The organism is Limnohabitans sp. 2KL-51, from assembly GCF_003063645.1.
Lineage (GTDB): Bacteria > Pseudomonadota > Gammaproteobacteria > Burkholderiales > Burkholderiaceae_C > Limnohabitans_A.
Map to the genome: position 1 here is coordinate 81,987 of NZ_NESJ01000007.1, position 15,097 is coordinate 97,083.

Genomic DNA, 15,097 nt, shown 5'->3' on the forward strand with positions numbered 1-15,097 from the left:
GCACCTGCACAAAGCCAGTGCATGCTGATCGTTGTCCTATTCGATTCGTAACTGGCCGCCCTGTGCTGGAACGCAACCAGCCAACGCCTTCCCACCGCCTGGGCGCGTCAGCTGATCATTTTCTAAACCCTGGCTGCTTTGGACTACATCTTCTGGCTGCGCAGGCAGTGGACTGAGCCGTTGACGCTGGCGGGCATTGCGCTCCTGGTGGCGGGGAAAGTCGGAGGGGTTAAGATCAAGTCGGTGTGAAACGGCACTCATGGCATGGTCATGCACACCTTCATGAAGGCATCCACGGCTGGGGTCTGGGTCCGGGACACCGAAGTCATCAGGCAAATTGTTCGGAATGCAGACAGGCTGTCAATGGGTCGAAAAGTCAGGTGATCCAGGTCAAAGCATTCCAGCAAGGTTTTTGACAGCACACCAATAGCCAAGCCTTCGCGGATCAAACCCAACATGGTGCCCACTTGTGCCACCTCGTAGGCAGGCTCCAAGAGAAACCCCAGTCGTCGAAATTCTGTATCAATGGTTTGCCTGAGATGGCCCGTTGAGTTCACCACCACCAAGGGATAGGGCTTCAGATCGGCCCATGAAAGTAGCTGCTTTTCAGTCAAGACATGCCCCTGCGGCAACACCGCTCCCAGGGCCTCCTCGAACAGCGCTGTTTGATGAAACTCGCGCCCCTCTGCATAGGCTGGCGTCAAGGCGACATCGACCGTGCCTATGCGCAACATGTCCAGACACTGGTCGGAAAGGACATCCACCAATTGCACATCAATGTCAGGGTGGCGGTGCAGGAATGCGGCAATGGCTCGCGGCGCATAACCGGCGGCCAAGGAAGGCACCGCCGCAATCATGAGCTTGCCACGCTCGCCTGAGATGAATTCCCGAATCCGAACCTGTGAATGCTGGATGCTTTCATCGAGCGTTGTGGCCAGCGCATAAAACTCCTGCCCCACCACCGTGAGTTTGACTTTGCGCGTATGACGATCAAACAACTGAGCCCCCAGCAGACTTTCCAGTTTTTTGATGCTGGAACTGAGCGCGGGCTGCGAGATGTGGCAGTCCCTGGCCGCCTGACTGAAACTCAAAGTCCGGGCCAAAGCCAGAAACACCTCCACCTGTCGAAAAGTTATATTCATTTTTCCTATAAATACATCAAAAAAACAAAATTGACTTATAAATATAACTCACTTACGCTTGATTTCAGTCAAAAATGAAGGACACCAAGATGCAAGCCATGGAAAACGTTGACACCTTGGAGGTGATTGCCTCCCATAAAGCACTTGGAGCTGACATTGCTGGCATCGACTTGTCAAAGCCCTTGAGTGCGCACCAGCTCGACACCATCCGACAGGCTTGGCAAGAGCACTTGGTTCTCCGGTTCAGAAATCAAGGGCATGTGAGCTTTGAGCAACAAATCGCCTTTTCCAAGCATTTTGGTCCTTTGGACAAACGCCCCACCGTCAGCCACGGCATGAGCAAGACGCATGACGAATTGCCGCCAGAAATTGCCGTGATTTCGAACGTGAAAGTTGGCGGTGTACCGGTCGGTGCACTTGGGGATGGCGAAGCTGTTTGGCATGCGGACATGACCTACAACGAATTTCCGCCGAAAGGCGCGTGCCTGTTCAGCAAGGAAGTGCCCCCATCGGGTGGAGACACCCACTTTGCCAACATGTACATGGCCTACGACAGCTTGTCCGATGAACTCAAGCAGCGCATTCAACATCTGAGTTGCGTACACGATGCCAGTCGAAACAGTGCCGGTGAGTTGCGACTGGGATTTACCGACAACACCGACCCCACACAAACGGTAGGCGCCGTTCATCCCCTGGTGACCACTCAACCGCAAACCGGCAAAAAAGCCTTGATGCTGGGGCGTCGCCGCAATGCTTACATCAAAGGCCTCGCACTGCAGGAAAGCGAGTCCTTGCTGGATGCACTGTGGGCTCACGCCACCCAGGATCGTTTCACTTGGACCCAGGTTTGGACGGTTGGCGACGTCATGATGTGGGACAACACTTGTACCTTGCACAAACGGGATGCTTTTGATCCCCATTCACGCAGGCTCATGTATCGCACGCAAATCGCATCTCGCTAAATAACGGCCCTTCCGACAACACCCACTGTTCAGACTCTCAACGATTAGGAGACAACCACATGCTTCACCGCACAAGACGTCACATATTGACCCTGGGCTTACTGGCGGGTTTGTCCGCACCCAGCTGGGGCCAGCAGCAGCCCATCATGCGCATCGTGCATGGCTCCGGTGCAGGGGCTCCGCAAGATGTGATGCTGCGCATACTGGCCGATGAAATCAGCAAAGCCACCGGGCGCAACGTGATTGTGGAGCCCAAGCCAGGCGCCTCGGGTCAATTGGCCATGTCTTTCTTGAAACAAGCGCCTGCCGATGGCCTTACCATGCTGGCCGATGGGACAGGCATCACCTCCATATTGCAATTGCCAGGCCGCCTTCATGAATGGACCGATTTCGAACCTCTTTACCGGGTTCAGCTCGACCCCTTTGCCTTGTATGCACTGCCCCAGAAATTCAAAGACTTCGGTGCCTTTGCCGAAGAAATGCGCGTCAAGAAAGACCATGTTCGGATTGGCGGGTATGCCATCGGTGGTCCGTTTCAGATGGTCATGATGCAATTGAGCCGCAGGGTCGATGGCGATTTCAGCTGGATCCCTTACGACAGCGGCGGCAAAGCCATTGCCGCAGTCATTGGCGAACAGATCGAAGGCGCTGTCAGCAACGTCAGTGTCGCGGGCACCTTTTCGCCGCGCACCAAGATTCTGGCCCAGACTGGCGAAGCTCGGTTGGCCCAATTGCCCGATGTGCCCACGCTCAAAGAATTGGGCATTGACATCGTCAAGTACCACTGGCGCGGGTTGTTCATAAAGAAAGGCACCCCCGAGGCCTTGATCGAACGCAACTACGCCATGATCAAAGCAGGGGTTGCTTCGGCACGGTTTCAAAAATACCTCAAAGAATCGGGCACGATTGAAGGCACCATCAGCCGTACAGCAATGTCCGACATGCTCACCGAGCAGGCACGCAACGACACGCAGTTGCTCAAGCAACTCAAGATGATTCCATGAAAGTTCTTCTTGTCCAGAATTGAAAAAATCCAGCTGCATGACTTGCGCATGCCTTTCAAAGAGCCCTATCCAAGCGCGATTGCCACACTCACCGCTTTGGAAACCCTGCTGGTGATCGTGACCACAGATGACGGCGCCGTCGGCTTTGGCGAAGCAGCCATTGTGGAAGGCTATACCCATGAGACAAGGCAGGGCGGGTGGGACTTTTGCCAGCATTACGCCAAGAAAGCAATCGGCTTGCATTGTCACGAAGCCATGGCACTTTGGCTTGAACATCGCAGCTTGCATTCGCACGCCGTGGCGGCTCTGGTCAGTGCTGTCGAAATGGCAATGTCCCACCCTGTGCTGGGACCGCATACCGAAACAGTCTCCGTGCCCATGCTCGCACCCGTCAACGCCAAAAACAAGAGCCAGATCCATGACGAAGTGGATCGACTTTTGGCGAACGGATTCAAGACACTGAAGGTCAAAGTCGGCTTTGATGTGGCGAGCGATCTGGAGCGTCTGGCCTGGATACAGGCGCACGTCAACGGCCGTGCCACCCTAAGGCTCGATGGCAACCAAGGCTATCAACTTGCACAAGCTGTTGAATTTGTTCAGTGCATGTCACCACAGTTCATTGAACTCTTTGAGCAACCCTGCAAGGACACAGATTGGGAGGCAGCAGCCCAAGTCGCCCGCATCAGTCCGGTGCCCATGATGCTGGACGAATCCATCTTCGAACCACAGGACATTGAAAAAGCCGCACAACTGCAAGCGGCCCAGTACATCAAGCTGAAACTCGTGAAATCGGGTGGCATCGATCCACTGATGGCCGATCTGGAAAGTATCACCCAGCATGGCATGAAACGGGTGCTTGGCAACGGTGTGGCCTCTGAAATTGGTTGCTGGATGGAAGCCTGTGTTGCCCGTTCCACCATCGTCAATGCAGGTGAGTTCAATGGCTTTCTCAAGCCAAAGGACCACATTTTCCAAACGCCCCTGTGTTTCGCTGACGGCTGCATTGTTCTCCCCACAGGCTACTGGCCTGCACTGGACATGTCTGCGATTCAACGTCTCTCTGTTCAGCAAGCACTCATCCATTCAGAGGCCTGATGCATTTGAATCTTCAAAATCGCGTGGCACTGATCACCGGTGGCAGCAAGGGCATTGGCTATGCGATGGCCCATCATTTGGGACAGGCAGGTGCCCGCCTGGTGATTTGTGCACGGCATGAAACAACCCTGAAAGAGGCCTGCTCCTCACTGCAAGCCAAAGGACTGGATGTCCTGAGTGTGGTGGCAGATGTCTCTGTACCCCAGGATATCGATGCGCTGGTGGCCAGTGCCCATGCGCATTTCGGACGCATCGACATGCTCATCAACAATGCTGTCAGCTCTTCTCAGAATCAGTTCGACGCCTTGTCAGACGAAGATTGGCAGCACCACATCAATATCAAACTGATGGGCTACATCCGCTGTGCACGCGCTGTTCTACCGCATATGAAATCCCAGAACTGGGGGCGCATTGTCAACATGGCGGGCATCACGGCGCGAGATGTCAGCGCCTACCGAATGACCAATGGCGTGGTCAACGCGGGCGTCACAAATTTCACGAAGCATCTGGCCGAACAGGTTGGGGCATTCGGGGTGACCGTCAATGCGATCCATCCAGGCTACACCTGGACGCCCCGGCTTGAATCGGCTCTTGAAAAATGGGCGGCACTGGAAAACATGACCGTCGAACAAGTCACCGCCCTGAGGCTGAAGGAAATTCCCATAGGTCGTTTCATGCAACCTGAAGACATGGCCCGGCTGGCTGTTTTCTTGTGCAGCGATGCGGCCAGCGCGATCACCGGACAAGCTATCGCGGTGGATGGTGGCTCTGGTCGCGCCATACCTTATTGAAGACGACGGCAGCGAAATAACGGGCTTCCGATTTCAGGAAGTCCAAGAAAAACGCAGAAGTTTTGACACCTCTGCGTATGTTTGGAGCCGTGGGTCGCGCCTCAGTCGTTCAATACACCGGCTGGTGCTGCTTCAAACTCGCCATCACGTCCGCTGTCAGCGCAAAGCCCGCGCCATACAACCCCGCCAATTCAGCACACCGCTTGGCAAACGCATCCACGCCTTGGCCATAGATGAACTGCAGCGCCCCACCCGTCCAGGCCGGAAAGCCGATGCCGAAGATCGAGCCGATGTTGCCGTCGTGCACCGAGGTCAGCACGCCTTCTTGCAGGCAGCGGGCGGTTTCCACGGCTTGGCGGTACAGCAGGCGGTCTTTGATGTCTTGCTGGCTGTAGACCACGTCGGCTTTTTCAAAGCGGGTTTTCAGTTCAGGCCACAGCACTTTTTTCTGGCCAGCGGGGTAGTCGTAAAAACCACCGCCTGCGGCGCGGCCTGGGCGCTTGAGCTCTTTGACCATGCGCTCGACCAACAATTCGCCGGGCGTGGCGGTGTGGGTTTTGCCTTCTTTGGCGAAGTCTTCGCGGGTTTGGTCCAGCACATGCACCGACAGCGACAGCGCGGTTTCGTCCAGCACGGCCAGTGGCCCCACGGGCATACCCACTTGCATGGCCAGGTTCTCGATCACAGGGGCGGGGATGCCCTCGCCCAGCATGGCCGCGCCTTCCATCACAAAGGTGCCAAAGGTGCGGCTGGTGTAAAAGCCGCGTGAGTCGTTCACCACAATCGGCAACTTGCCCAGCGCCTGCACGTAGTCATACGCACGGGCGATGGTTTCGTCGTCGGTCTGTGCACCACGAATGATCTCCACCAGCTGCATCTTGTCGACAGGACTGAAGAAGTGGATGCCAACAAATTTGCTCGGGTTGGCGCTGGCCGTGGCCAAGCCGCTGATGGGCAAGGTCGAGGTGTTGCTGGCAAAGAAGCCGCCTTCAGCCAGCATGGGCTCGGCCTCTTGCGTGACGCGGGCTTTGAGTTCGCGGTTTTCAAACACAGCCTCGATGATCAGGTCGCAGCCCTTGAGGTCTGCAGCGCTGGCCGTGGGCTGGATGAGTGACAACAAGGCCGCTTGTTTGTCCGCCGCCATGCGGCCTTTGTCCACGCGCTTTTGCGTGAGCTTGTGGCTGTAGGCCTTGCCTTTTTCAGCAGCTTCAACGCTCACGTCTTTGAGCACCGAGGCGATGCCCCGGCTGGCTTGTGAATACGCAATGCCCGAGCCCATCATGCCCGCGCCCAAAATGCCCACTTTTTGGGGCTTGTAGCGCGGTGCAGCCTTAGGGCGGCTTTGGCCGCCCTTGATGCTGTTCATGTTGAAGAAGAAGGTGTTGATCATGTTGCGCGCCACCTGGCTGGTCATCAGACCTGCGAGGTAACGGCTTTCGATGCGCATGGCGGTGTCAAAGTCCACCATCGCGCCTTCGACCATGGCGGCCAGCGCCGCTTCGGGTGCTGGATAAAGGCCACGTGTTTTTTGTTTGAGCACTGCAGGGGCCACGCTCAGCATGCCCGCGATCTTGGGGTTGCTCGGCGTGCCGCCGGGCATTTTGTAGTCCTTGCGGTCCCACAGGTGTTGGGCCGCTTCGGGCTGGCCTTGCGATGCCGCAATGTGCGCCAGAGCGCGGGGGCGCAGCTGGTCGTCGCTGGCCACAATCTCGTGCACCAGGCCGAGCTTTTGCGCTTCTTCGGGGCCAAAGAGTTTGCTCTCCAGAACATAGGGCTGCGCGGCCAGCAGGCCCAGTTGGCGCGTCATTTTGGTGATGCCACCGCCGCCGGGAATCAAGCCCAGCGTGACTTCGGGCAAGCCAAATTGTGTTTTGGGGTTGGCCGTGGCGATGCGGTGGTGGCCGATCAAGGCCACTTCCCAACCACCACCGAGGGCCGAGCCATTGAGGCAACTGACCACGGGCACGCCCAGGGTTTCGATGGTGCGAAAAGCTTTCTTGATGCCTTCGATCTCGACAAAGACACGCGGGCCGTCTGAGGCTTTGGAACGCATCACGCCCTTCAGGTCGGCCCCCGCAAAAAACGTGGACTTGGCCGAAGCCAAGATGATCCCTTTTAAAGACGCCTTGTCTTTGGCCACCTGCTCGGCCGCCTGGGTCAGGTCGGCCTGCCATTGCAAGCACATGGTGTTGACTGGCGAGCCTTGCTCGTCAAAGGTGATGGTGGCGATGCCGTCCGCCAGTTCGTAGCGCAGTGTTTTCAAAATCATGATGGTGTCTCTCCGGTCAAACGCGTTCAACGATGGTGGCAATGCCCATGCCGCCGCCCACACACAAAGTGGCCAAGCCGTAACGCAGCTTGCGGCGGTGCAGCTCGTCAATCAAAGTGCCCAAAATCATCGCGCCCGTGGCCCCCAGCGGGTGGCCCATGGCAATCGCGCCGCCGTTCACGTTCACCTTGTCGTGCGGCACACCCATCTCTTGCATGAACTTCATGGGCACAGCGGCAAAGGCTTCGTTCACCTCGAACAAATCGATCTGATCGATCGTGAGGCCCGCCTTGGCCAGCGCCTTGCGGGCGGCGGGCATGGGGCCTGTGAGCATGATGGTCGGATCAGCGCCCGACAAGGCGACCGACACGATGCGCGCACGCGGCGTGAGGCCGTGGGTTTTGCCTGCGGCCTCGGACCCGATCAACACGGCGGCTGCGCCGTCCACAATGCCGGACGAATTGCCTGCGTGGTGCACATGGTGGATGCGCTCAACCTGCGGGTAGCGCTGCAAGGCCACCGCGTCAAAGCCCATCGCGCCCAGTTGTTCAAACGATGCTTTGAGGCCGCCCAGTGTTTCCACCGTGGTGCTGGGTTTGATGAATTCGTCTTTCGCCAGGATGACCTGGCCCAGCTTGTCTTTGACTGGCACGACCGAGCCGTCGAAATAGCCCGCTGCACGCGCTGCGGTGGCGCGCTTTTGTGACTCCACCGCAAAAGCATCGACATCGTGGCGGCTGAAACCGTTCATGGTGGCGATCAAATCAGCGCCGATTCCTTGGGGCACAAACAGCGTGGCACTGTTGGTTTCGGGGTCTTGAGCCCAAGCGCCACCGTCCGCGCCAATCGGCACGCGGCTCATGCTTTCCAAGCCACCGGCCACGACCAAGTCTTCCCAGCCGCTGCGCACTTTCATGGCGGCCATGTTGACCGCTTCCAGGCCCGAGGCGCAAAAGCGGTTGAGCTGCACACCCGAGCAGCGCCAGTCCCAGCCTGCGGCCAGGGCTGCCACTTTGGGGATGACCGAGCCCTGCTCGCCAATGGGCGAGACCACGCCCATGACCACGTCGTCCACCGCAGCGGTGTCGAACTGGTTGCGGCTTTGCAGCTCGCGCAGCAAGCCACTCAAGAGACTGATCGGCTTGACCTCGTGCAGGCTGCCGTCTTTTTTGCCTTTGCCACGCGGTGTGCGTATGGCGTCATAAACAAATGCTTCGCTCATGAATGTCTCCTGGGGGTCACAAGGGGTTTGCCCGGTATTTTCGGGATGCGACAAAGAGTATAAACTTTATGCCAAGCAAATGCTTGGCATAAATAAACAGATGAAGCATCCAGTCCGCTGAAATCAACCAGAATTAAGCAGACTGGCGAGCCCCACCCCACCGCGTCAAGGAGGACCAAGATGATGAAAACACAATGGATGGTCAGGACTGCGTGCAGACTGAGCGCTTTGGCGCTGGCCGGTGCCTTGACTGCCTGTGCCGTATCGCCACAACACCCGCAACTCCAAGCAGCCCAAGTGGCCGGGCAGCTTGCGCCCCTTTTGCCGGTGCGTGCCTTTGTGGCCAATACCGAGCGCACGGGCGGTTTTGTGATGTCGCCCGACGGCGAGCGCCTGCTGTGGTCGCAGACCGTGGGGCTGGACACGGGACTGGCTGTGCGTGCTGCCAAGGCCAACGCCCCGGTCACGGCGTACCCGGTAGGTAATCAAGGCCGACGTGGTGGTTATTACAACTGGTTGCCCAACAGCCGTCATTTCGTGTTCAGCAAGGACGATCAGGGCAACGAAAACACCCGTCTTTTTGTGCAGGATGCCGATCAAGGCACTTTGGCACCTTGGGTTTTGACGCCTGCGCAAGGCGTACGCAGCTTCGTGGTCGGCATGGGGCCCGAAGGCAGTGCCCGGTTCTTCGTGGCCAGCAACCAGCGCGACCGTGCCTCTTTCGATCTGCACGAGGCCGATGCTGGCAGCCGCACGCTGCGTGAAGTGGCGCGCAACAATGGTCAGGTCGTGCACTGGTTGATCGATACCCAAGGCCAGCTCGCCGGCAGGGTGCGCCAGCTCGCCAGGCCCGACGGCTCGGACAGTGTGGTCGAGCTGCTGCAGCCAGATGGCCAGTGGCGCGTCTTGCAAACTGTGGGCGGCTTTGACAGCTTCTGGGTGCTGCGCATTGACAACGCGGCTCGGCGCGTTTGGGCCTTGTCCAACCTGGGCCGAGACAAGACCGCGTTGATCGAACTGAACCTGGACAGTGGTGCGCAACGGGTGCTTGCCGAGCATGAGCGGGTGGATCTGGGGCAGGTGCTGTTTGAGGGCAGGCATGGTGAACCGGTGGGCTATGTGGTGGAGCCGGGCTACCCGCAGGTGCACCACCTGAATTCAGCCTTCGGACAAGAGGTTCAAGCGGTGGCGGCACAGGCCTTGAAAAAAGGCCTGCTGACTGCCCCGCCCACCACCATTGTCCGCAGGAGTGGCAGCGCCGACGGGCGCCGGATCTTGCTGCGCAGCCAGAGCGACTTTGACACTGCCGAGCTGTTGTGGGACCGCCAAACGGGCAGCGTGCAGCGGCTCAATTCGCAGTTCAAAGAGCTGGCAGAGGTGCTTTCACCCACGGTGCCATTCGAGTTCAATGCCAGCGACGGGCGCAAGATTGCGGGCTACCTGATACGCCCACGCGGGGTAAAGGGCGCAACGCCCATGGTGGTAGAAATTCACGGAGGGCCTTGGGCGCGTGACAACTGGCTGCCCGCCAGTTACAACACCCGCCAGTTGCTGGTCAACCGGGGTTATGCGGTGCTGCAGGTGAATTTCCGGGGTTCGTCCGGGTATGGCCGCGCCCACTTGGAGGCCGCAAACCGGCAGACCAATGGGCGGGTGCAGCAGGACATTGCTGAAGCGGTGCAGTGGGCGGTCGACCAAGGTGTGGCCGATCCAAAGCGACTGGCGGTTCTGGGTGGCAGCTTCGGTGGTTTCTCCGTGCTGGCGCAGCTGGCACAAAAACCACACAACTACCGCTGCGGCGTGAACGTGGTGGGCGTGGCGAACTGGCCTCGTGTGATGGAAAACTGGCCACCTTTCTGGCGCAATCTTCACTATTTCACCCGTGCTTACGGCGACGTGAACAAACCCGACGAGCGAGCCGACATGCTGAGCAACTCTCCCGTGTCCTACCTGGACCAGATCCAGGCACCTCTGCTGGTGATCCACGGGGCCAACGACATCCGTGTGCTGCGACAGGACTCTGACGATGTGGTCAACGCGCTGCGCCAGCGTGGGCATCCGGTGAACTACTTGGTGTTCCCCAATGAGGGGCACGCCATCAGCAAATGGCGAAACCGACTGACCATGTGGCGCGAGATAGAGGACTTCTTTGTCGATTGCCTGGGCGGGCAAAGCGCCGGATTCGACTATTACCAGCTCATGCCCCGCTGAGCCACCTTCACAATTACTTAGACCGGAGACACCATGATCGAACGCACACTCTTTTCCGCCGACCACGAAGCCTTCCGCGACAGCTTTCGCCGCTTCATGGACAAGGAAATCGCCCCCCACCATGACGCTTGGGAAGATCAGGGTTATGTGGACCGCGACGTCTGGAACAAAGCCGGTGAGAACGGCTTTTTGTGCATGACCCTGCCCGAGGCCTATGGCGGCTCGGATGCCGACAAGCTGTATTCGGTGGTGCAGATGGAAGAACTTTCACGCGCAGGCTTCACCGGCATTGGCTACGGCCTGCACACCGAGATCGTGGCCCCTTACATCCTGCATTACGGCACCGAAGCGCAAAAGCAAAAATACCTGCCCAAGCTGGCCAGCGGCGAGATGGTGGGCGCGATTGCCATGAGTGAGCCGGCTGCGGGCTCGGACCTGCAAGGCGTCAAAACTACGGCCATGCTGCAAGCGGACGGCACGTATTTGATCAACGGCAGCAAGACCTTCATCACCAACGGCTGGCACGCCGACTTGGTGATTTTGGTGGCCAAGACCGACCCGGCTGCGGGTGCCAAGGGCACCAGCTTGTTCTTGATCGAGCGCGGCACACCCGGCTTTGAAAAAGGCAAGCGCTTGAAGAAGCTGGGCCTCAAGGCACAAGACACGTCCGAGCTGTTTTTTGACAACGTGAAAGTCAGCGCCGACCAGCTGCTGGGCGGCACCGCCATGCAGGGCAAGGGCTTCATTTGCCTGATGGAGCAACTGCCTTGGGAGCGCTTGCAAATCGCGATTGGCGGCATTGCCGCAGCGCAAGCGGCCATCGACTGGACGGTGCAGTACGTGAAAGACCGCAAGGTGTTTGGCCAGGCCGTGGGCAACTACCAAAACACCCGCTACACCCTGGCCGAGTTGCAAACTGAGGTGCAGGTGGCGCGTGTGTTTGTAGACAAGTGCACCGAATTGCTGCTGCAAGACAAGCTCGACACGGCGACGGCCAGCATGGCCAAGTACTGGTGCTCAGACCTGCAATGCAAAGTCATGGACGAATGCGTGCAGCTGCATGGTGGCTACGGCTACATGTGGGAATACCCCATCACCCGCGCCTATGCCGACGCCCGCGTGCAACGCATCTACGGCGGCACCAACGAGATCATGAAAGAAGTGATCTCGCGCAGCATGGGTTTGGCGGGGCGCTGAAAGCATGAGCGAACTGGCCGAGCCCAAACGCACACGCGGTCGCCCTCGCAAGACCGAGGACGAGCGCGACGACGGCAACAGGCGTCAGGCGCTCATCTCTGCAGCGGCGCAGCTGTTTCACCGTAAGGGTTATGACGCCACCAGCACCCGCGAGATTGCGGCGCTGGTGGGCATGCAACCGGGCTCGCCTTTTTATCACTTTGGCAACAAGCAAGACTTGTTGCTGGCGGTGATGGTGGAAGGCATGAAGCAGGCCAGCCAGCGCCAAGAAACCGCCCGCGCGGGTCTGGCAGATGACCTGCCCCCACGCGAACAATTGCGCGCACTGATCCGCAACCAGTTCGATGTGCTGCTGGGGCCTGACAGCGATTTCATCCCGGTGATGCTGTACGAATGGCGGTCCCTGAGCGCCGAGCAACGCCAGACCATCACGCAAATCAAAGACGACTACGAAGCCGCCTGGACGCCCGTGTTGCAAGCGCTGCATGCCAATGGGCAGTTGCAAGCCCCGGTGCAGCTGGCACGCTTGATGATTTTTGGCGCGCTCAACTGGTCGGTGCAGTGGTACCAAGCACCAACTCAAACATCCGCCAAGAGTGCATCCAAAGCGGCACCCCAAACACCACGGAATAGCCCCCCACGCGCCTCGCTGGACAACTTGACCGATGCCGCACTGGCCTTGTTTTTGAGAGAACCTACGTGACAACACCCAGACCCTACCGTTCGGTCTTTTCCCCCGACCTGCTGAGCGGGCAAGTCATCATGGTCACCGGCGGCGGCTCGGGCATTGGCCGCTGCACCGCGCACGAACTGGCCAGCTTGGGCGCGCATGTGGTGCTGGTGGGCCGCAACCCCGACAAGCTGACCGCCACTGTGCAAGAGATCACCGGTGACGGTGGGCAAGCCAGTTGGCACAGCTGCGACATCCGGCGCGAAGACGATGTGAAAGCCATGGTCGCGCAGGTGGTGCAGCAGCATGGCCGCATCCACGGCTTGGTCAACAACGCGGGCGGGCAATACATCTCGCCCCTGGCACACACCAGCGCCAAAGGCTGGCAAGCGGTGATCGACACCAACCTCACTGGCGGCTTTTTGGTGGCACGTGAGTGCTTCAACCAAAGCATGCACGCGCATGGCGGTGCGGTGGTCAATATCGTGGCCGACATGTGGGGCTCGATGCCGCGCATGGGCCACAGCGGCGCAGCGCGGGCGGGCATGGTCAGCTTCACCGAGACGGCCGCGCTCGAATGGGCCGCACAGGGCGTGCGTGTGAATGCCGTGGCCCCGGGCTACATCGCCAGCAGCGGCATGGACCACTACCCGCCCGAGGCCGGAGACATGCTGCGCGCCATGCGCAACACGGTGCCGCAAGGCCGCTTTGGCAACGAAGCCGAAACGTCGGCAGCCATCGTGTTTTTGCTCTCGCCCGCCGCCAGCTTTGTGAGCGGCACCGTGCTGCGCGTAGACGGTGCCCGCCCGCAAATGCGCATGGGCTGGCAGCAGGCCGTGGCGCAACCCGATGTGCAACAACGCGATGCCGTCAAACCCTTTGACGGCTTTCACCGCGCCGTCACACCCAAGGTATTCCAATGAATTTTGAATCCACCTGGCACCCGCACAGCCCCGTGGCCCAGCAACGGAGCGAAGCCGCGCTGGCCCGCTTGGCGCAGTGGCAAGCCCTGCAAGATCGCGCAGCTATTGCCTCGGCCCAGTCCAAACCCGTGTTCGACAAACGCGGGCAGTTGCTGCCGCGTGAACGTGTGGCCTTGCTGCTGGACCCAGGTGCGCCCTTTTTGCCGCTGTGTGCCTTGGCGGGCTTCATGCAGGACACACCCGACCCGGCCAAATCGGTGCCCGGCGGCGGCATGATCGCGGGCATCGGGTTCATCAGTGGCGTGCGCTGCATGGTGGTAGCCAGCGACTCGGGCATCGAGGCCGGGGCCATTCAGGCGCGGGGCCTGGAGAAGATTTTGCGGGTGCAAGAGTTGGCCCTCGAAAACAAACTCCCCTTTGTGCACCTGGTCGAGAGCGCCGGGGCCAACCTGATGCAATACAAAGTCGAGGGCTTTGTGCTGGGTGGCAGCTTGTTTCGCAACCTGGCGCGCCTGTCGGCGGCGGGCCTGCCGGTGCTCACGGTGCAGCATGGCTCGGGCACGGCGGGCGGGGCCTACATGCCGGGGCTGAGTGACACCGTGATCATGGTGCGCGGCCGATCGCGGGCCTTTTTGGCCGGGCCACCTTTGCTCAAAGCCGCGACCGGCGAAGTGGCCACCGAAGAGGAACTGGGCGGCGCCGAAATGCACACCAGCGTGTCGGGTCTGGGTGAATACCTGTGCGAAGACGACCGCCACGCGCTGGGCACGGCCCGCGATGTGGTGGCGCGTTGGGACTGGCCAGCGCACAGCGCGAGCAGAGATGCCAAGCCCCCGCGCCTGGACGCCGAAGAGCTGCTGGGCCTGATGCCCGCCCACCACCGCGAACCGATCGACATGCGTGAGGTCATCTTGCGCTTGGTCGATAACTCGGATTTTCTGGAATTCAAACCGCTCTTCGGCGCGGCCACGGTGTGCGCCCAAGCGCGCATCGGCGGCCATGCGGTCGGCATCATCAGCAACAACGGCCCCATCGATGTGGCCGGGGCCAACAAGGCCACACACTTCATTCAGTGGATGTGCCAGCTGGGTCACCCCATCGTCTATTTGCAAAACACCACCGGCTACATGGTGGGCAAAGACAGCGAACAAGGCGGCATGATCAAACACGGCTCCAAGATGATCCAGGCCGTGACCAGCGCCACCGTGCCGCAGATCACCATCCAGTGCGGGGCCTCGTTTGGCGCAGGCAACTACGGCATGTGCGGCCGGGGGTATGCGCCACGCTTTTTGTTCAGCTGGCCGGGGGCCAAGACGGCGGTGATGGGTGGCGAGCAAGCGGCACGCACCATGCAGATCGTGGCCGAGGCGGGCATGGCCCGCAAAGGCATCACGCCCGACCCCGACAAGATGCAGGCCCAGTTCGACAAGATCGTGGCCCTGTTTGAGGCCCAAGCCGATGCCTTCTACACCAGCGGTCTGGTACTGGACGACGGTGTGATCGACCCGCGCGACACGCGCAGCGTGCTGAGTTTTTGCCTCGACACCTGCTTGGAAGCCACAGCCCGCCAACCCCGCGCCACGAGCTTTGGCGTGGCCCGCATGTAACCAC

Annotated in this window: 12 protein-coding genes; 9 read left to right on the plus strand and 3 right to left on the minus strand. The window is 59.7% G+C overall.

Translation table 11 applies throughout. The features are described 5' to 3' along the window. Window positions 1-257: 257 nt before the first annotated feature. Complete coding sequence (locus B9Z49_RS08925) at window positions 258-1,142, minus strand: LysR family transcriptional regulator (protein WP_108353101.1); 885 nt, start codon at window positions 1,140-1,142, stop codon at window positions 258-260. A 74-nt stretch (window positions 1,143-1,216) separates the two neighbouring features. Between B9Z49_RS08925 and B9Z49_RS08930 the strand changes: the two genes are divergently transcribed. The 4 genes from B9Z49_RS08930 to B9Z49_RS08945 are packed head-to-tail and all read left to right on the plus strand — an operon-like array spanning window position 1,217 to window position 4,994. Further along, window positions 1,217-2,104 (plus strand): TauD/TfdA family dioxygenase, encoded by an 888-nt coding sequence (locus tag B9Z49_RS08930; protein WP_199225022.1) that lies wholly within the window; start codon window positions 1,217-1,219, stop codon window positions 2,102-2,104. A 59-nt stretch (window positions 2,105-2,163) separates the two neighbouring features. Next, window positions 2,164-3,108, plus strand: a complete 945-nt coding sequence (locus tag B9Z49_RS08935; protein WP_108353102.1) for a tripartite tricarboxylate transporter substrate binding protein — start codon at window positions 2,164-2,166, stop codon at window positions 3,106-3,108. A 9-nt stretch (window positions 3,109-3,117) separates the two neighbouring features. Continuing rightward, complete coding sequence (locus tag B9Z49_RS08940; RefSeq protein ID WP_108353103.1) at window positions 3,118-4,203, plus strand: mandelate racemase/muconate lactonizing enzyme family protein; 1,086 nt, start codon at window positions 3,118-3,120, stop codon at window positions 4,201-4,203. A gap of 23 nt (window positions 4,204-4,226) precedes the next feature. Further along, complete coding sequence (locus B9Z49_RS08945; RefSeq protein ID WP_158273462.1) at window positions 4,227-4,994, plus strand: SDR family oxidoreductase; 768 nt, start codon at window positions 4,227-4,229, stop codon at window positions 4,992-4,994. A gap of 109 nt (window positions 4,995-5,103) precedes the next feature. Here the strand turns inward: B9Z49_RS08945 and B9Z49_RS08950 are convergent, their stop codons facing one another. Next, window positions 5,104-7,257, minus strand: coding sequence for a 3-hydroxyacyl-CoA dehydrogenase NAD-binding domain-containing protein (locus B9Z49_RS08950; RefSeq protein WP_108353233.1), 2,154 nt, complete (start codon window positions 7,255-7,257; stop codon window positions 5,104-5,106). A 22-nt stretch (window positions 7,258-7,279) separates the two neighbouring features. Further along, window positions 7,280-8,485 carry an acetyl-CoA C-acetyltransferase gene (locus B9Z49_RS08955; RefSeq protein WP_108353105.1) on the minus strand — a complete coding sequence of 402 codons (1,206 nt, stop codon included), beginning with the start codon at window positions 8,483-8,485 and terminating at the stop codon, window positions 7,280-7,282. Between the two features lie 180 nt (window positions 8,486-8,665). On the opposite strand from B9Z49_RS08955, the gene B9Z49_RS08960 reads away from it, so the two are divergent. From B9Z49_RS08960 to B9Z49_RS08980, 5 genes are read left to right on the plus strand one after another with little or no spacing between them, the layout of a single operon-like run. Beyond that, window positions 8,666-10,696 carry a prolyl oligopeptidase family serine peptidase gene (locus B9Z49_RS08960; protein ID WP_108353106.1) on the plus strand — a complete coding sequence of 677 codons (2,031 nt, stop codon included), beginning with the start codon at window positions 8,666-8,668 and terminating at the stop codon, window positions 10,694-10,696. A gap of 33 nt (window positions 10,697-10,729) precedes the next feature. Continuing rightward, window positions 10,730-11,893 (plus strand): acyl-CoA dehydrogenase family protein, encoded by a 1,164-nt coding sequence (locus B9Z49_RS08965; RefSeq protein WP_108353107.1) that lies wholly within the window; start codon window positions 10,730-10,732, stop codon window positions 11,891-11,893. A gap of 4 nt (window positions 11,894-11,897) precedes the next feature. Beyond that, window positions 11,898-12,596, plus strand: a complete 699-nt coding sequence (locus B9Z49_RS08970) for a TetR/AcrR family transcriptional regulator (protein ID WP_108353108.1) — start codon at window positions 11,898-11,900, stop codon at window positions 12,594-12,596. A 59-nt stretch (window positions 12,597-12,655) separates the two neighbouring features. Beyond that, on the plus strand, window positions 12,656-13,486 hold the full coding sequence (locus B9Z49_RS08975) for an SDR family oxidoreductase (protein WP_233254580.1): 831 nt from the start codon (window positions 12,656-12,658) through the stop codon (window positions 13,484-13,486). Continuing rightward, window positions 13,483-15,093, plus strand: a complete 1,611-nt coding sequence (locus B9Z49_RS08980; RefSeq protein WP_108353110.1) for an acyl-CoA carboxylase subunit beta — start codon at window positions 13,483-13,485, stop codon at window positions 15,091-15,093. Before B9Z49_RS08975 ends, B9Z49_RS08980 begins: the two co-directional genes overlap by 4 nt. Window positions 15,094-15,097 lie beyond the last annotated feature (4 nt).